Genomic DNA, 16,444 nt, shown 5'->3' with positions numbered 1-16,444 from the left:
AGTAATCTTGGAAAATTACTTTCTTGCTACGAAAAAGATTCTTTCGCTGGTATTTGTTGGATTTTCATGACTGAAATCAGCGTAAACATCAATTTTCGAAAAACCGTATTTTTTTAATAATTCTTTATATGTGGTGATTGGATAGGTCCTTTCTTTATGTAATTCATCGACCCGATTATACGTGTTATCCTCTCCTAAAATGTAAAAGGTTAGTTCATGTTCGACTGAATGGGGATATTCACCAGGAAACGAATTCCAAATTATCGAAATTTCCTCATCGCTATCACCATAAGAATAATCTTTAAAGCCTTGATCTATTTTAAATACAGAATGTACATCAAATAAAAATAAGCCATTTTGTTTTAAGTGAGCAGATACCGCTTTAATAGTATTCTCAAGTGCTTGTTCGGTTTCTAAATAATTAAGAGAATCACAGAAACATGTAATGACATCGAAGCTTTGATTTAAAGCTAACTTTGACATGTCTTGCTCTAGAATTGGTAGATTTATTTCAGCTGCTGCGACTTTTTCTTTAGCAACTGCTACCATCTCTTTCGACAAATCCACACCAGTAACTTGATGCCCTAAAAAGCTTAATCGTAGAGCGAATTCAGCTGTACCGCATGCTAAATCGAGTACTTTTTTTGATGTTTCACCAATAAAGTCCGCTGAAAACTCCAACCATTCATCATAAAGCTCAGAATCCATGAGTCTATCATAGAATCCCGGAAAATATTCATAACTCATTATCGATTTCTCCTTAAAAAAACAGACGGATTTTTTACCCGCCTGTTTTTTGTTAGTTATTAAGAAATAAACGCAGCAGAAACGTCCACAAGTGGCGCGTCTCCCCATAGTTTTTCTAAATTATAGTAAGAACGCTCTTCTTTGTGGAATACATGGATAATAACATCTCCTAAATCGATTAAAATCCACTGAGCCGCATCAAAGCCTTCTAAACGTTTTACATCTACTTGGTTTTCAAGCGCTTTTTCTTTAATTTCACGAGCAATTGCTTGGACTTGTTTGTCTGAATTACCATGGCAGATAACAAAATAATCCGCGAAACTTGATAACCCCTTCATGTCTAGTGCTAAAATATCCTCTGCTCTTTTATCGTCTGCTGCCTTTGCGGTCAGCATTAATGTATCATAACTGTTCAAATTATTAATAGTCTCCTTCCAAATTTAAATTAACAAAATAATTATAGGCATCCAGTGTATCTGGAAAAACCGATTGTTGCTTTTTAATCAAATACGTTATTGTATTGGATAAAGCAAACAACATTGCTGCATCAAGTGATTTCAGTGCTAGTCTGCGTGCTTTATATACACCAGGAAATGTTCTTCCGGGTTCCGTATAATCTGCTAAATAGATGAGTTTATCGAAATCGGACATCGCTCCGCTTCCTGTCGTATGAAGACGAATAGCTTCCAAGATTTCTGGATCAGTAATACCAAACTCTTTTTCTGCTAAATATGCGCCAACTGGAGCGTGCCAAAGCGAGCGATGAAACTGTAATAAACGTGGATCAAATCCCTCGTCTTCAATGATTTTTCTCGCTTTATCATCTTCATAGTATTTCGCATAATCATGTAACAGGGCGGTTATTCTCGCCTTTTCTACATCCATATGATAATGTTCTGCGAGTTCTATTGCTGCTTTTTCAACGCCTAAAGTGTGTTTGTATCTTGCAGTTGGCATAGCTTCTTCTACTTTTTTTAGCACTTCATTTCTTTCCATAAAGTTGATGCTCCTTTATATATGACCATACTTTTTCTGGTAAAAAGGCTTCTGCGTGTTCAATATCATTTCTAATTTCAGTTGAAGAAATAGCTGTTTCCGGCATATTGATTTTAACAATATCGTACGGAACTTCTTTTTGATATAGTGGGCGGTTAACCCCAACGAATGTCACCATTTTTACTAAGTCATCTATATGATACCACTTTGGCAAATATTCTACCATGTCCCCGCCGATAATAAAATAAAAATCCGTATCTGGCTGTTCGCTTATCATATCACGCATTGTATCATACGTATAGGACTTTCCAGTTCGCATAAGCTCGCGAGTGTCAATTTCAAAAGAATCCCTATCTTCTATCATCAATTGAAGCATTTCCACTCGTTCCTCATTTGAAGCCATACCACTAATCTGTTTATGTGGAGGAACTTTATTGGGGAGAAAAAGGATTTTTTCAAGACCGAGTTGCGCTTTTGCTTCTTCTGCCATATGGAGGTGCGCTAAATGTGGTGGATCAAATGTGCCGCCTAAGATACCGACTTTATGTTTCATGACAGGTTTCCTCCAAATTTAAGGCAACTTAATTTGTTGCTTATTTACGGATTGTTTGTATAGGATAATCGTTCTGCCAATAACTTGAACGATGTCTGCTCCTGCACGTGTGCTAATTTTCTCAGCAACTGTTTGTTTGTCTTCCTCGCAATTTTGCAAAATGGAGATTTTAATTAATTCTCTAGCTTCAAGTGCTTCTTTAACTTGGATAATTAAATTTGGTGACACGCTTCCCTTTCCTACTTGGAAAATTGGTTGAATCGTGTGTGCTTCTTTTCTTAAAAAACGTTTTTGTGTAGCTGTTAACATTAGTTTCCTCCTAATTGTTCGAGTACTGCTTCTTTCATCAGTGATCGCTCTGGCTTGATGCCAGTCCATATTTCAAAGGCTAGTGCCCCTTGATTAACAAACATTGGTAAGCCATTTTGTGTAATAGCCCCATTTTTCTTTGCTTCTTTTAAAAAGGCTGTTTCGGCTGGATTATAAATAATATCAGAACAAATTGTTCCTTTTGTTAAATTAGAAAGAGAAATTGGGCTTTTATTCTTAGAAGCTTCTAGACCGATAGAAGTAGTTTGGATAATAATTGTAAAATCAGCCAGTTCTTTTTCAGCTTGTTCTAGTGTCATGGCATGATGATTATCATTATCTTTCGTCATTTCTATCGCTTTTTCTGTTGTTCGATTGGCAACGGTTATTTTCGCCTCAGTATGGCTTTTAAGTGCAAGATAAATTGCTTTACTAGCTCCACCTGCGCCTGTGATTAAAATAGAATCGTCTTTTGTAATCGAACGAATTTCTTCTAATCCTTCTAAATAACCTTTGCCATCTGTATTGAATCCATACCACTTGCCATCTTTTCTAAGCACTGTATTCACCGCGCCTGATGCTGCTGCCAAATCCTCTAATTCATCTAAAAATGGTAAAATACGCTCTTTAAATGGTGTCGTGATATTAAATCCGCGCACTCCAGAATCCATTAATTTTTTTATTTCTACCTCAAAAGTATCTTCTTCTATCAAAACAGAGTTATACTCCGCGTTCATTCCAAGTTCTTGGAAAATCCGATTTTGCATAGCTGGTGATAACGAGTGACGAATAGGATTTCCGATAACAACATATTTTTCCAAATGCCAGGCCTCCTTAGTTTTACACGAGTGATGTCCGGATTGTTGCGCTAACGCCTTCAGGAACCCAAGCAGTGACTTTTGCGCCGCCTTCAGGTATTGTCACCCATCCAAGTCCAGAAAACACAATATCCGCTTTATCTTTCACGATAAAGGTATACGGTACGAGCTTAGGAAGTGTCTTCATCCCTTCTTCTGTTGGAGGTTGAAGAACAAAACCGGCTTGTTTTTCATATAATGCATCTGCTTTTTCTAATTTTGTTCGGTGAATTGGTAAATTATTAGATACATAGACAACTAATGATTTTCTTCCACCTGACACGTAATCTAAACGAGCAAGCGCGCCTAAAAATAGAGTTTGTTCTTCATTTAATTGGAAGACGGCAGGTTTTACTTCTTTTTTAGGTGTGATAGCTTTTAAAGTTGTTGTATCGATAAAATGCGCCATTTGATGGTGATTTATAATTCCAGGTGTGTCAACAAGTACATTGCCATCAGCAAGCGGAATTTCGATTTTATCAAGTGTTGTTCCAGGGAATTGCGACGTAGTAATCACATTGTTTTCACCTGAAGCTTGTTTGATGATACGATTGATAAGCGTTGATTTACCAACATTTGTACAACCAACAACATACACATCTTGTCCATTTCGTAATTCTTCTATCTTTTCTAAAAGAGTATCAAAACCGTGCCCTTTTTCAGCGCTGACTAAAACAACATCTGTTGCCGCCAAACCTTGTTCTTTTGCACGAGTTCTCATCCAGCGAGTTAATTTATCACGTTTTAATGATTTTGGTAAAACGTCTTCTTTGTTTCCGACAAGTAATACCGGGTTGTTTCCTGCAAAACGAGGAAGTCCAGGCAACCAACTGCCATCAAAATCAAAAATATCTACTACATAGACGATTAAAGCTTGCTTCGAACTAATTTGATTTAAAATACGTAAAAAATCATCGTCTGTTAGCGCCACATCTTGAATTTCATTGTAATGCTTTAGACGAAAACATCTTTTACAAATAACTTGTTCATTATTTAGCGATGACTTAGGAGCATAGCCGATTTTATCAGGATCTTCTGTTTGAATAATGGCCCCACAACCAATACATCTTATTTCTTCTGTCAAAGTGATTCCTCCCACTTAATTTGGTTTTTCTTTGCTAACCGTTTTAAAATAATACTTTCCATCATTCGATTTAATTTTGTCGCCATACCGTCTGTTTGTTTTACAGGACGAACAAAAATAGTTGTTAATTTTTGACGATTACCACCGAATATATCTGTCATAATTTGATCACCAATCATCACAGTTTCTTCTGGTGTTGCGTTCATTTCTTTTAGTGCCCAGCGAAAATTAGCGCCTAAGGGTTTTTTTGCCCGCGCTAAATAAGGGACATCAATTGCTTTTGCCACACGAGCAACTCGTTCTTCATTATTGTTAGAAAAAATCATAACTTTGATTCCTTCTTCTTTCAATATAGTAAACCAGTTGATTACTTCATCCGTTGCATCTAGTTGATCCCAAGCAAGCAGCGTATTATCGAGATCAGTTAAAATAGTAGTCTTTCCCATTTTACGAAGCTGATCTGCTGTTATTCCAAATGGAGTATTCAACATTTTATCTGGTGAGAATTGCTTTAACACGTATTGGCACCTCATTCTTTTATTTAGTACAGTCTATTCTATCATACATTCAATTAGACTAATAATCTATAAATTTTACCATCTTTCTGCTTATTTTACAAAAAAACCTTAGAAAAATGCTATAATATGAAAGGAAATGTTATTTTTTTAAGGAGGTAGACGAATGTCAAAAGATTATGCATTAACTTGGGATTTAGAAAATATATATGTTGGCGGTAGTGGTTCTGAAGAATTACAGCAAACACTTCAAGAGGTAAAAGCTGATTTGGATAGCTTTGTCGTGAATGTAGCTGAGTGGGAAGTTCCCGAAAACGTCGAAGCTTCAGTAGAATTTCTACTATTGGTTAATCAAAATGCGGACATCTCAAAAGTTTTATTAACTGCTGGTTCTTTTTTAGAATGTCTTGCTTCAGCCGATGTTAATGATACTCGTGCAAATGAACTTTCTGCGTTAATTTATCAATATGTGGCTACCCTATCGACGGCAGAAGATGAATGGCATGACAAATTTGCTCAAATATCTGACCGTGTTTGGGATGAACTAATGCAGCAAAATGGTTTGTCACAAATTAGTTTTATTTTAAGTGAAGCTCGTACAAAACGTCGTAAAAAAGGCAGTAAAGAACAAGAAGCCGCGATTAATTCTTTAGCTGTTGATGGTTATCGTGGTTGGTCTGACCATTATGATACAATCGTTGGTAAACTACGGATGCACATTACTACTGACGGGGAAGAAAAGTCCGTATCTGCTGGACAAGCTCTGAACTTATTAAATCACCCTGATCGCGCAGTCCGTCAGGCAGTTTTCAAAGAATATACTCGTGTTTGGCAAGAAGAATCTCGTCTATTTAGCGATACTCTAAATCATTTATCAGGTTTCCGTTTAGCTACATATGATATTCGTAAATGGGATAATATTTTAGAAGAACCACTTGCTATTAATCGTTTGGATGAACAAACATTAAAATCTATGTGGAACGTCATTCAAACGAACAAGCCGACTTTTGTCCGATTCTTAGATAGAAAAGCTCAATTGCTTGGGCTTGAAAAATTAAGCTTTTATGATGTCGAAGCTCCTCTTGTATTCTCAAGCGAACCAAAAAAATATACTTATCAAGAAGGCGCAGATTTTATCATCGAACAATTTAATAAATTCAGCCCGAAAATGGCAAACTTCGCGAAATCCGCTTTCGAAAAAGGTTGGATTGAAGCAGAAGATCGTGATAATAAACGTCCTGGTGGCTTTTGCACGGATTTCCCGGTCGAAAAAGAAAGCCGGATTTTCATGACATATGACGGAGCTCCTGGTACTGTGGCAACTCTTGCACATGAACTCGGACACGCCTTCCACTCTCATGTTATTCGGGAAGAGCCATTTGAAAACACTGATTACGCAATGAATGTTGCGGAAACTGCTTCTACTTTTGCTGAAATGATTATTGCCGATGCTTCTGTAAAAGATGCCAAAACAAAAGAAGAAAAAATCACCTTACTAGAAGATAAAATTGGTCGTAGTATTGCTTTCTTTATGAATATTCATGCTAGATTTATTTTTGAATGCAATTTTTATGAAGCACGCAAACAAGGTGTAGTGTCAGTTGATAGACTTAATTCTTTAATGGAGGAAGCGCAACGTGAAGCTTACTTAGATGCTTTAGATGAATATCATCCACAATTTTGGGCTTCTAAACTACATTTTTATATTGCTGATGTACCATTTTACAATTTCCCATATACTTTTGGTTACTTATTCTCGCTTGGTATTTATCACAAAGCACAAGCGGAAGGTGCTAGCTACGAAGATAAATATATTGCGCTTCTAAAAGATACGGGTTCGATGACAACAGAACAACTTGCAGAAAAACATCTTGGAGTCGACTTGCGTAAAGCTGATTTCTGGGAAGAAGCAGTTGCCCTAGCCGCTAAAGATGTAGAAGATTTCCTAACTTTAACGGAAGAATACGTAAAATAAAAAAATCCAGGAGAATCTCTCTCCTGGATTTTTTATATTGTTTTTAATAATTCGATGATACAAGTAGCTGATTGTTTTGCAGCTAAATGAATAAACTCATCAAAAGACATTGTCGCCTCTTGATTGGCTAAATCCGATATAGCTCGGATGATAAGAAATGGAATATCAAATTGATAGGCTACTTGCGCAATGGCAGCAGCTTCCATTTCCACAGCTTTAACATCCGGGAAAAATGTTCGAATAATTTCATGTTGATCTGGACGCATAATAAATGAATCATTTGTAATTACAAGACCATATACTGCTTTATTTTCACTATCTGCAAAATAATCACGATAAATAGTCTCTGCTTTTTTCAAAAGAACAGCATCGCCTTGATAAAATGCTGGCATACGTGGAACTTGGCCATATGTATAACCAAACTCAGTAACATCAACATCACCATATGCTAAGCGATCAGATATAATGACATCGCCAATTGCTAAGCCTTCACCTATACCTCCAGCTGAACCAGTGTTAATAATAATTTCTGGTTTAAAACGGTCTGCTAGAAGTGTGGTACCAAGGGCAGCATTAACTTTCCCTATACCTGATTCTAAAAGCACAACTTCTTTACCAGCAATTTCACCAATGTAAAATTTTGCTCCGCCGATAATTACTTCTTCTGTGCTGGGCATGGTGTTTTTTAACAGTTCAACTTCTTCTTCCATTGCTCCAATAATGCCTATTGTCATTATGTAACCTCCAAAAAAAGCACAGTCGTTAACAACTAACTTCTGTGCTTTTATCTTTTGTCGTTTGTTTTTAGCTCTTCTACTTTTGTTGGTTGCCATCCTTCACCGTCTACCCATGTAATATAAACACGGTAAGCTTTATCAGGATTTGCTTTAGTAGAAAGTGTACCAATTGCTTGAGTAGCAGGGTCAGCCCCTTGCTCTACAAACCAAAGTGATGTATTTGAGATTGGGATATCTGTCGCTGCTGAAAAAGCTTTGCGTTTTTCTTGCCAGTCTACACTTGTAGAGCTGTAGGAATTCACATGATCACCAGTTTGCTCAGTTCCAATTGGTTTCCAGCCTTTTGTAATAACTTTTGCCACATTAGGATCATCGCTTTTAGTCGTTTCTGTTGTTTTTTCATCCGAAGAAGTCGATTTTTTTTCGGAAGTTTTATTTGATTTAGCGGCATCTTCTTTTTTCGCATTGGAAGATGCCGTTTTGTTTTCTTGCTGAGTTGGATCGCTTTCTGTTTTAAACAGTACAAAATATAGACTACCAATGATAAGTAAGCTTACCACGATAATTAAAAGATTTAAAACTAGATTCGTTTTTTTTCGTTTTGTATTTTGTCTTGAGCGAGATCCTTCGACTAAGTTTTGTTTAATGCGACGGTTATTTGATTGTCGATTATCTGCCATTTGCTTTCACCACCTTATAAGTAACCGCTGTATAAAAACAGATAAAATTAAGATGCAGTGATTTTTTCGATCTTAACACTCATGTCACCAGCAGGGGTTTGGATAGTTACTTCTTCCCCTTCTTTATGACCAAGTAAACCTTTAGCAATTGGAGAATCGTTAGAAATCTTACCTTCAAAAGGATCAGCTTCTGCGCTCCCTACAATCGTGTATGTTTCTTCTTCTCCGTCTGGTAATTCAATAAATGTAACGGTGTTTCCAAGTGTTACTAAACCATTATGAGCTTCTGCTGCATCAATGATTTGAGCATTACGAATCATATTTTCAATAGTAGTGATACGACCTTCAACAAAAGCTTGTTCGTCTTTTGCGGAATCATACTCGGAGTTCTCAGATAAATCACCAAAGCTACGGGCAATTTTAATCCGTTCTACTACTTCTTTCCGTTTTACTGTCTTAAGTTCTTGTAATTCATTTTCTAATTTTGCTTTCCCATCTAGGGTCATTGGAAATACTTTTTCTGTCGCCAATCGTTTTCGCTCCTTTTGTTTGTTCATTATTGTATAGAAAAGCACGGAGATATCGCTCCGCACCTTCATAAAAAAACATTACTACTCGTGAGAAAGATTAACATGCCACGCTAGAAATAGCAAGCAATTGTCTCTCTTTTTACTAGGAAAATTTTACCTTAAATTAATCTGTTTGACAAGTGTTACCTGTTACTTATACATGTTTTTGCAAGATTGATTCAATTTTTGTTGTCATCAAATCAATTGCCACATGATTTTCTCCACCTTCTGGAATAATTATATCGGCAAATTTTTTCGTTGGTTCAATAAATTCGTTATGCATTGGTTTTACTACAGAAAGATATTGATCGATAACAGAATCCATCGTTCGACCTCGCTCTTTCATGTCTCTTAATAACCTACGAATAAAACGAATATCGTCATCTGTATCAACATATACTTTAATATCCATCAAGTCGCGTAATCGCTTATCTTCTAAGATTAAAATACCTTCTAAAATAATTACTTCTCTAGGTTCTTGAATTTCTACTTCTTGTTTCCGCGTATATTTTTCATAATCGTAAATTGGTTTTTCTATTGTTTCATAACGGCGTAGTGCTGCTATATGGGAAATAAGTAAGTCCGTATCAAATGCTAACGGATGATCGTAGTTTACTTTTAAACGCTCTTCAAAACTAATATCTGCTTGATCATGATAGTAGACATCTTGCGCAATCATTAAAATAGAATGCCCGCTAAAATGATCACAAATTGCTTTAGTTACACTGGTTTTTCCTGAACCTGAACCACCAGTTACACCGACTACGATTGGTTTTTTTGTCATGATATGCCTCCAGTTTTCTTTCTTTTTGAAATAGATAAACCATCTCCGAGTGGAATAGTTGTAGTATCAAAATCAGGATGCGTCACTAAAAAATCATTAAAATGGCGCATTTTACGAGCAACTCGAAGTTTACGCTGTTTTTCTGGTGACATATCAAGCGCAAGTCCTTTGAAAAGAACATTATCACTATAAATCACACCATCTGGAGCAAGGGAATCTGTATAAATATGGAAAAACTTTTCATATTGTGCTTTGGCAGCATCAATAAATATGGCATCAAACGGACCATACGTCAAAATTTCTTCTGAACCTTCAATTGCATCAGTAAGCAAGACTTTTATTCTGTCAGAAGCCCCGTAACGCTCTATATTATGTAAAGCTTCTTTATATCGTTCTTCATCACGTTCGACTGTGATAATTTCCGTTTTTGGAAGTTTATCTGCCATTTTTAAAGCAGAGTATCCGATTGCTGTTCCAAGTTCTAAAATACGTTCCGGCTTTTGAATATCTAAAATTTGCAATAAACAATGTAACGAATCTGGCTCCATAATCGGCACTTCATGTTCCTTTGCGTATACTTCTAATTCTTCAAAAAAAGGCGTGCTCTTTGGAATATGTTTTAATAAATAATCATGAATTATATCATTCACTGCTAAATCCCCTCATTTTAACAAACAAAGCACCTGCCAAAAACATGCAATACACGTTTCTGACAAGTGGTTCATTTTAATTATTTTTCGTAATATGCTCTTCTTTTAGTTTATTGTGCTCTTCTAATGTTTTAGAGAAATAAACTTTACCAGTTTTCGTATTCGCTAAAAAGTATAGATAATCACTTTTTTCTGGGTAAAGAGCTGCTTCCATAGATGTGTCACCGCTATTAGAAATCGGTCCTGGTGGCAGTCCATTGTTTTTGTATGTGTTATACGGCGAATCTACTTCTAAATCTTTATAGGTTGTTTTGCTTTTATGTTCACCAAGCGCATAAAGAACAGTAGGATCGGTTTGTAAACGCATATCTTTTGCTAAACGATTATAAAAAACGCTAGCAATCATTTTGCGATCCACATCAGCAGTTGCTTCTTTTTCAATGATGGAAGACATTGTTAGGAATTTATGCACGGACATTTTTTGTTTCGTTAGTTCGTCTCGGTATTTAGCAATATTAACGTCTGTTGCTTTCACCATTTCTTTAATTATCGTTTCAGCTGATACATCCGAGCCTTTAAAAGTATATGTCGCTGGATATAAATAGCCTTCTAACGGATGTTTTATAGATTTATTCAAAACATCATTTGTGACAGTTTCTGGGAATGCTTTAATAATAGAAGCAACAAACTCTGGATCATCCATTATTTTAAGAACATCGGCTTTTTTTAATTTAGGTTGATAAGCGACGATTCTATCAGCAATTTGATCGAGTGTATATCCTTCTGGAATGACTAGTTTTGCCGGTGCGACAGTCTTTCCTTCTTGCATTTTCTTCACGATTTGATCTGTGTTCATAGCTTGCGTGAATTCATAATTCCCAGCTTTTAAATTCGTATCATTATTGTATTTTACATAAAAAGAGAAAATAGAAGCGTTATTAATGACTTTTTTATCTTCTAAAATAGTAGATATATCTGAAATACTAGATCCTGCTGGAATTTCAACAGCGATCTTCTCTTTGCTTGCTTCATCTCTTGGCTCTAGCTGTGACTTCACATAATAATACCCTGCAAAAGTTGCGATTACTAAAATTAGAATGATAATAGAAATAATAATTGTAATTTTCTTACCTTTTGTATTCTTCATTATAGACCTCATTTCATTGAAAACAATTCCTATCTATTATACCGATTATCTAAAAAAAATGCTATTCAATACGGAAAATTTTCTTAAAAAGTGACGTTTTTATGTTTTTTCGGTATAATAAACAGCGTGATTAAACGAACAAGACAGAATCGGTCAAGGACTTGCTTCTGCCAATTAAATAAAGATTGAAGGAGTCTTTTGGATGTTACATACGTTAATACAAAGTTTGCAAGATTTCACGATGTGGTTAGTAGACTCACTTGGACACTGGGGAATTTTCCTCGGAATGCTTATCGAAAGTGTCTGCATTCCGCTTCCAAGTGAAGTTATCATGCTGTTTGGCGGATTTATGGCGGAAGCTGGGAAACTGAATTTCTGGCTCGTTGTATTTGCTGGTATCGCTGGTAACTTAGTTGGTTCACTGATTGCTTACTACATTGGTAAATTCGGTGGTAGAGCTTTAGTATTGAAATTCGGAAAGTATATATTCTTAAATGTGAAGCACTTGGATAAAGCAGAATTATGGTTTGGTCGATACGGCGCAAGAGCTGTATTTTTCGGCCGTGTTTTGCCAGTTATCCGAACATTTATCTCTTTACCAGCTGGAATTGCCAAAATGAATGTCTGGAAATTTGTTATATATACGATTTTAGGCTGCATTCCGTGGAATATTTTTCTGACATGGCTCGGTTATTCATTAGGTTCCAATTGGAGCGTTGTGGAAAAATATACACGACCAATTAGCTATTTAATGTTAGCTCTAGTAGTTGCAATTGTTGTCTACCTTGCTTACAAAGTATGGAATAAACGCGCTAGAAACGCAAAATAAAAAGCATGTCTTGACAGTTTTTGTCAGGACATGCTTTTTTTATATTATTCTTCGTCTTCGTCAGCTAGGAAAGTTGCAAGTATTTCTTCAATCATATCCCACTCTTCGTCTGTTTCAACAGGTTTAAGTTGACCTTGTTTACCTTCTTCATCTTGAATGTAACTAGATGCAAGAATTTCGATTTCTTCGTCTTCCCCTTTTCCTGCTGGGAAATATAATACGTAAGATTTGTCAAAGTCTTCGGAATCAAAGTCAAAAAGAATTTCGTAAGCTTCTTCTTTTCCTTCTTCATTTGTAATCCAAATAATATTTTCTTCTTCATGATTATGGTTATGTTCTTCTGCCATTAAATTCACCTCAAATTAATTAGTAGTGTCCAAATAGGACTGTAAAATCATTACTGCAGCTAACTTATCAATTACTTCTTTTCGTTTTTTACGCGAAACGTCTGCTTCGATCAAAGTTCTTTCAGCGGCAGAAGTGGTCAAACGTTCATCCCAAAGTACAATAGGGAGTCCAATTCTTGACTCAAGTACTTCAGCATATATTTTGGAACTTTCAGCACGAGGCCCGATGGTATTATTCATATTCTTCGGTAGCCCAACAACGACTTTTTCAACTTCGTATTCGAGCACAAGCTCTTTTACTCTGTCATAGCCAAATTGTTTTCTGCTCTCGTCAATCTGAATGGTTTCAACACCTTGTGCGGTCCAACCAAGTGGATCACTTATCGCTACGCCGACTGTTTTCGAGCCGACATCTAAACCCATTATTCTCATTTCTCACCAATTTCGTTATTTTTCAGATACGCTTTAACAAGTTCCTCGATAATTTCATCTCGTTCTAAACGGCGTATCATGCTCCGGGCATCCTTGTGACGAGGTATATAGGCAGGGTCACCTGAGAGTAAATAGCCAACGATTTGATTAACGGGATTATAGCCTTTTTCTTCAAGAGCGACGTAGACTTGTTTCATTAATTTTTTTACATCTTCTTCAATAGAGTCATCGCCGAAGTTGTAAAACATTGTTTGATCTTTTGAATCCATAATCGAAGCACCTCATTCCTTCATGTATCTCTATTCATTTTACACCATGTGAACGGAAATAACAAAGAAAAATGAAGTGCTTTAACGAAAATTTATGCTTGTTGTTCTTTCACCCATGTAGAAACATAATCAAGAGCTGTTCCTAGTTCAGCTGGATTTTTACCGCCAGCTTGTGCCATATCAGGACGTCCGCCACCATTTCCGCCGCATCGTGTCGCAACTTCTTTTAAAAGTTTACCAGCATGATAGCCAGCTTTGATTGCATCTTCTGAAACTGCAGAAATCAAGTTTACTTTATCACCTTGAACTGCTCCTAGAACAAGAACGCCACCAATTTTTTTATCTTTCCAGTTATCAACAAACTGACGTAATTGGTTCATATCTTTCGCATTTACTTGTTTAGCAATTACTTTTACGCCACCGATTTCTTCTGGTGATTCAAAAATATCGGCACTGGCAGCACTTGCTAATTTACTTAATAATGACTCGTTTTCACGTTTTACTTCACGTAAATCCGCTTGCAGTTGCTCTACTTTTTGTGGCGTTTCTTTTGTAGTTGTTTTTAGTAGGTTAGCAGTTTGTTTTAGTGTATTTTCTTGCTCAGTCACAAAGCGATATGCTTCTTTTCCGGTAACTGCTTCAATACGTCGAGTTCCCGCTCCGATACCTGTTTCAGAAACGATTTTAAATAGACCAATGTCTGCTGTATTACGAACGTGAACGCCACCGCAAAGTTCAATACTATATTTACCAACTTGAACCACACGAACGACCTCGCCATATTTTTCACCAAAAAGGGCCATAGCTCCAAGTTCTTTCGCTTCTGCAATCGGCATTTCTTCAATAATAACATTGATTTGTTCCCAAATTTTTTCATTGACGATTTCTTCCATTTTTGTTAATTCTTCTTCTGTAATTTGACCAAAATGAGAGAAGTCAAAACGTAAGCGATCTGGGGAAACGAGTGAACCTGCTTGGTTAACATGTTCGCCTAATGTATCTTTGAGTGCACGATGTAAAAGATGGGTTGCTGTATGATTTTTGATTGTTTCACGACGTTTTACTTTGTCAACAGCAAGTTTCACTGTGTCGCCTGTTTTTAATACGCCTTCTTTTACAGAAATACGATGTAAGTTTTGTTTATTAGGAGCTTTTTGAACATCTTCTACGTAAGCAACTCCTGTTTCACTTTCTATCGTTCCTTTATCAGCAACTTGTCCGCCGCTTTCTGCATAAAATGGTGTTTCTTTGAAAATAACTTGTGCCTCACTTCCAGAAGCTACTTCATCAACAAGCGTATCATCTTGAATTAAATACAATATTTCAGAAACATGTTCTGTTGTATTATAGCCAACGAATTCACTTTTATCTGTTAAATTAGCTAGCAGTTCGCCCTGAACTTGCATTGATTTCACGTCTGCTCTGGCGGAACGAGCACGGTCGCGTTGTTCTTTCATTTCAGCTTCAAATCCAGCATGATCGACTTTTAAGCCATGGTCTTCTGCGTATTCTTCCGTTAATTCTACTGGGAAACCAAATGTATCATATAATTTGAAGATATCTGCGCCTTTAATAGTTTGTTCGTTTGTTTCTTTGGCATTTTTAAGGATCGTTTCAAGGATTGCTAGACCTTCATTTAATGTTTCGTGGAATCGTTCTTCTTCCGTACGAATTACTTTTTGAATAAAGTCTGTTTGATTTTCTACTTCTGGATAGAAACTATTCATGATTTTACCAACGACTGGTACTAATTTGTACATAAATGGTTCATTGATTGTAAGTACTTTTGCGTAACGAACTGCACGGCGAAGTAAACGACGCAAAATGTATCCACGTCCTTCGTTGGATGGCAATGCGCCATCGCCAATTGCAAATGCCACGGTACGAATATGGTCAGCGATTACTTTAAACGCAACATCATTTTCTTGTTTGTGACCGTATTTCACGCCAGAAATTTGTTCTACTTCACGAATAATCGGCATAAATAAATCTGTTTCAAAGTTCGTTGGCGCGTCTTGGATAATAGAAACCATGCGTTCTAGACCCATCCCGGTATCAATGTTTTGTTTAGGAAGTGGTGTGTATGTTCCATCTGGATTATGGTTAAACTGAGAAAATACAAGGTTCCAAATTTCTAAGTAACGTTCATTTTCGCCACCAGGATATAATTCTGGGTCACTTTCGTCATCTCCAAAAGCAGGTCCGCGATCATAGAAAATTTCGCTGTCCGGGCCACTTGGTCCAATACCGATATCCCAGAAATTATCTTCAATTTCGACGATATGATCTTCACTTAAGCCGATTTTTTCGCGCCATAAAGTTTTCGCTTCTTCGTCTTCAGGATAAACAGTGACATATAATTTATCAGGATCAAAGCCAATCCATTTAGGACTTGTTAGAAATTCCCAAGCAAAAAGAATTGCGCCTTCTTTAAAGTAATCACCAATCGAAAAGTTTCCTAGCATTTCAAAGAAAGTATGGTGACGGGCTGTTTTACCTACGTTTTCAATGTCATTCGTACGGATTGATTTTTGTGCATTAGCCATTCTTGGATTATCCGGAATAACCGAACCATCAAAGTATTTTTTCATTGTTGCTACACCACTATTAATCCAAAGAATCGTTGGATCGTTGTTTGGTACAAGTGGTGCACTAGGTTCGATTGTATGCCCTTTTTCTTTAAAGAAATCTAAAAATAGCTGTCTTACTTCTGCGCTTGATAATTGTTTCATTTTTTATTTCCTCCTTTTGGTTTTTTACAACAAAAAAAGCCTATATGATTGCTCACAGGGACGATTTCAGTAAAATCGCGGTACCACCCTGTTTGCAATGATATAGACTTTGTATCATTACCTCTTCAGTTATCTGTTAACGTGGATAAGACGGATCATCTAATGGGAGAGCAATTTTGGTGCAAGCGTGGTTTTCCTTCCAGCCATGGGAAAACTCTCTAATCACGTGGAA

At 36.5% G+C, this 16,444-nt stretch carries 20 protein-coding genes; 2 read left to right on the top strand and 18 right to left on the bottom strand.

Going from position 1 to position 16,444, the window contains the following annotated elements:
- Window positions 1–15: 15 nt before the first annotated feature.
- From AC4PG8_RS01020 to AC4PG8_RS00985, 8 genes are read right to left on the bottom strand one after another with little or no spacing between them, the layout of a single operon-like run.
- Window positions 16–747 carry a class I SAM-dependent DNA methyltransferase gene (locus tag AC4PG8_RS01020; RefSeq protein WP_185539890.1) on the bottom strand — a complete coding sequence of 244 codons (732 nt, stop codon included), beginning with the start codon at window positions 745–747 and terminating at the stop codon, window positions 16–18.
- Window positions 748–806: 59 nt separating this feature from the next.
- On the bottom strand, window positions 807–1,163 hold the full coding sequence (rsfS, locus tag AC4PG8_RS01015; protein ID WP_003721994.1) for a ribosome silencing factor: 357 nt from the start codon (window positions 1,161–1,163) through the stop codon (window positions 807–809).
- A gap of 4 nt (window positions 1,164–1,167) precedes the next feature.
- Window positions 1,168–1,743 (bottom strand): bis(5'-nucleosyl)-tetraphosphatase (symmetrical) YqeK, encoded by a 576-nt coding sequence (yqeK, locus tag AC4PG8_RS01010; protein ID WP_185539888.1) that lies wholly within the window; start codon window positions 1,741–1,743, stop codon window positions 1,168–1,170.
- On the bottom strand, window positions 1,730–2,296 hold the full coding sequence (locus tag AC4PG8_RS01005; RefSeq protein ID WP_003762326.1) for a nicotinate-nucleotide adenylyltransferase: 567 nt from the start codon (window positions 2,294–2,296) through the stop codon (window positions 1,730–1,732). Before AC4PG8_RS01005 ends, yqeK begins: the two co-directional genes overlap by 14 nt.
- 18 nt (window positions 2,297–2,314) lie before the next feature.
- On the bottom strand, window positions 2,315–2,605 hold the full coding sequence (gene yhbY / locus AC4PG8_RS01000; protein WP_003771899.1) for a ribosome assembly RNA-binding protein YhbY: 291 nt from the start codon (window positions 2,603–2,605) through the stop codon (window positions 2,315–2,317).
- Entirely contained in the window at window positions 2,605–3,426 is an 822-nt protein-coding gene (aroE, locus tag AC4PG8_RS00995; protein ID WP_492169935.1) for a shikimate dehydrogenase, read from the bottom strand. Before aroE ends, yhbY begins: the two co-directional genes overlap by 1 nt.
- 19 nt (window positions 3,427–3,445) lie before the next feature.
- The gene (yqeH, locus tag AC4PG8_RS00990; protein ID WP_185539886.1) at window positions 3,446–4,546 is read right to left on the bottom strand and encodes a ribosome biogenesis GTPase YqeH; all 1,101 of its coding nucleotides are present in this window, start codon (window positions 4,544–4,546) and stop codon (window positions 3,446–3,448) included.
- Window positions 4,543–5,064 (bottom strand): YqeG family HAD IIIA-type phosphatase, encoded by a 522-nt coding sequence (locus AC4PG8_RS00985; protein ID WP_003762335.1) that lies wholly within the window; start codon window positions 5,062–5,064, stop codon window positions 4,543–4,545. The genes yqeH and AC4PG8_RS00985 overlap by 4 nt, the downstream gene beginning before the upstream one ends.
- A gap of 163 nt (window positions 5,065–5,227) precedes the next feature.
- Here AC4PG8_RS00985 and AC4PG8_RS00980 point away from each other — a divergent pair, with 163 nt between their 5' ends.
- A complete protein-coding gene (locus tag AC4PG8_RS00980; RefSeq protein ID WP_185549670.1) occupies window positions 5,228–7,036 on the top strand; it encodes a M3 family oligoendopeptidase in 1,809 nt (602 codons plus the stop codon).
- Window positions 7,037–7,068: 32 nt separating this feature from the next.
- Here AC4PG8_RS00980 and AC4PG8_RS00975 read toward each other — a convergent pair whose 3' ends face one another.
- The 6 genes from AC4PG8_RS00975 to mltG all read right to left on the bottom strand — a co-directional run bounded on the left by AC4PG8_RS00975 (window position 7,069) and on the right by mltG (window position 11,603).
- Window positions 7,069–7,770 (bottom strand): 5'-methylthioadenosine/adenosylhomocysteine nucleosidase, encoded by a 702-nt coding sequence (locus AC4PG8_RS00975; RefSeq protein WP_033533013.1) that lies wholly within the window; start codon window positions 7,768–7,770, stop codon window positions 7,069–7,071.
- A gap of 50 nt (window positions 7,771–7,820) precedes the next feature.
- Window positions 7,821–8,453 carry a YrrS family protein gene (locus tag AC4PG8_RS00970; protein WP_160463831.1) on the bottom strand — a complete coding sequence of 211 codons (633 nt, stop codon included), beginning with the start codon at window positions 8,451–8,453 and terminating at the stop codon, window positions 7,821–7,823.
- Between the two features lie 47 nt (window positions 8,454–8,500).
- Window positions 8,501–8,983: a transcription elongation factor GreA gene (gene greA, locus AC4PG8_RS00965; RefSeq protein ID WP_003722004.1), complete on the bottom strand. Its 483-nt coding sequence runs from the start codon at window positions 8,981–8,983 to the stop codon at window positions 8,501–8,503.
- 193 nt (window positions 8,984–9,176) lie between these two features.
- Window positions 9,177–9,806 carry a uridine kinase gene (gene udk, locus AC4PG8_RS00960; protein WP_003762345.1) on the bottom strand — a complete coding sequence of 210 codons (630 nt, stop codon included), beginning with the start codon at window positions 9,804–9,806 and terminating at the stop codon, window positions 9,177–9,179.
- On the bottom strand, window positions 9,803–10,456 hold the full coding sequence (locus AC4PG8_RS00955; RefSeq protein ID WP_003771906.1) for an O-methyltransferase: 654 nt from the start codon (window positions 10,454–10,456) through the stop codon (window positions 9,803–9,805). Before AC4PG8_RS00955 ends, udk begins: the two co-directional genes overlap by 4 nt.
- A 76-nt stretch (window positions 10,457–10,532) precedes the next feature.
- Window positions 10,533–11,603, bottom strand: coding sequence for an endolytic transglycosylase MltG (gene mltG / locus AC4PG8_RS00950; protein ID WP_003762348.1), 1,071 nt, complete (start codon window positions 11,601–11,603; stop codon window positions 10,533–10,535).
- Between the two features lie 202 nt (window positions 11,604–11,805).
- On the opposite strand from mltG, the gene AC4PG8_RS00945 reads away from it, so the two are divergent.
- Window positions 11,806–12,432: a DedA family protein gene (locus AC4PG8_RS00945; protein WP_010991582.1), complete on the top strand. Its 627-nt coding sequence runs from the start codon at window positions 11,806–11,808 to the stop codon at window positions 12,430–12,432.
- A gap of 44 nt (window positions 12,433–12,476) precedes the next feature.
- On the opposite strand, the gene AC4PG8_RS00940 is transcribed toward AC4PG8_RS00945, so the two are convergent.
- From AC4PG8_RS00940 to alaS, 4 genes are all read right to left on the bottom strand, one after another.
- Window positions 12,477–12,779: a DUF1292 domain-containing protein gene (locus AC4PG8_RS00940; protein ID WP_003722010.1), complete on the bottom strand. Its 303-nt coding sequence runs from the start codon at window positions 12,777–12,779 to the stop codon at window positions 12,477–12,479.
- Window positions 12,780–12,794: 15 nt separating this feature from the next.
- Entirely contained in the window at window positions 12,795–13,211 is a 417-nt protein-coding gene (gene ruvX / locus AC4PG8_RS00935) for a Holliday junction resolvase RuvX (RefSeq protein ID WP_185539882.1), read from the bottom strand.
- Complete coding sequence (gene reoM / locus AC4PG8_RS00930) at window positions 13,208–13,480, bottom strand: IreB family regulatory phosphoprotein ReoM (RefSeq protein WP_003719797.1); 273 nt, start codon at window positions 13,478–13,480, stop codon at window positions 13,208–13,210. Before reoM ends, ruvX begins: the two co-directional genes overlap by 4 nt.
- Before the next feature lie 92 nt (window positions 13,481–13,572).
- The gene (alaS, locus tag AC4PG8_RS00925; protein ID WP_045554185.1) at window positions 13,573–16,212 is read right to left on the bottom strand and encodes an alanine--tRNA ligase; all 2,640 of its coding nucleotides are present in this window, start codon (window positions 16,210–16,212) and stop codon (window positions 13,573–13,575) included.
- Between the last annotated feature and the right edge of the window lie 232 nt (window positions 16,213–16,444).

It is taken from the genome of Listeria sp. MAN/IMW/UF555 (assembly GCF_058684075.1).
The sequence above is the reverse complement of the archived record's forward strand: the minus strand, read 5'-3'. Positions and strand labels throughout refer to the sequence as shown.

Excerpts from the sequence above, each read along its gene's own strand:
- AC4PG8_RS00945 (WP_010991582.1), top strand. The coding sequence starts at position 11,806 with ATGTTACATACGTTAATACAAAGTTTGCAAGATTTCACGATGTGGTTA.
- alaS (WP_045554185.1), bottom strand. The coding sequence starts at position 16,212 with ATGAAACAATTATCAAGCGCAGAAGTAAGACAGCTATTTTTAGATTTC.
- reoM (WP_003719797.1), bottom strand. The coding sequence starts at position 13,480 with ATGGATTCAAAAGATCAAACAATGTTTTACAACTTCGGCGATGACTCT.
- yqeK (WP_185539888.1), bottom strand. The coding sequence starts at position 1,743 with ATGGAAAGAAATGAAGTGCTAAAAAAAGTAGAAGAAGCTATGCCAACT.
- AC4PG8_RS01020 (WP_185539890.1), bottom strand. The coding sequence starts at position 747 with ATGAGTTATGAATATTTTCCGGGATTCTATGATAGACTCATGGATTCT.
- yhbY (WP_003771899.1), bottom strand. The coding sequence starts at position 2,605 with ATGTTAACAGCTACACAAAAACGTTTTTTAAGAAAAGAAGCACACACG.
- udk (WP_003762345.1), bottom strand. The coding sequence starts at position 9,806 with ATGACAAAAAAACCAATCGTAGTCGGTGTAACTGGTGGTTCAGGTTCA.
- AC4PG8_RS01005 (WP_003762326.1), bottom strand. The coding sequence starts at position 2,296 with ATGAAACATAAAGTCGGTATCTTAGGCGGCACATTTGATCCACCACAT.
- ruvX (WP_185539882.1), bottom strand. The coding sequence starts at position 13,211 with ATGAGAATAATGGGTTTAGATGTCGGCTCGAAAACAGTCGGCGTAGCG.
- AC4PG8_RS00975 (WP_033533013.1), bottom strand. The coding sequence starts at position 7,770 with ATGACAATAGGCATTATTGGAGCAATGGAAGAAGAAGTTGAACTGTTA.
- AC4PG8_RS00970 (WP_160463831.1), bottom strand. The coding sequence starts at position 8,453 with ATGGCAGATAATCGACAATCAAATAACCGTCGCATTAAACAAAACTTA.
- AC4PG8_RS00940 (WP_003722010.1), bottom strand. The coding sequence starts at position 12,779 with ATGGCAGAAGAACATAACCATAATCATGAAGAAGAAAATATTATTTGG.
- mltG (WP_003762348.1), bottom strand. The coding sequence starts at position 11,603 with ATGAAGAATACAAAAGGTAAGAAAATTACAATTATTATTTCTATTATC.
- AC4PG8_RS00980 (WP_185549670.1), top strand. The coding sequence starts at position 5,228 with ATGTCAAAAGATTATGCATTAACTTGGGATTTAGAAAATATATATGTT.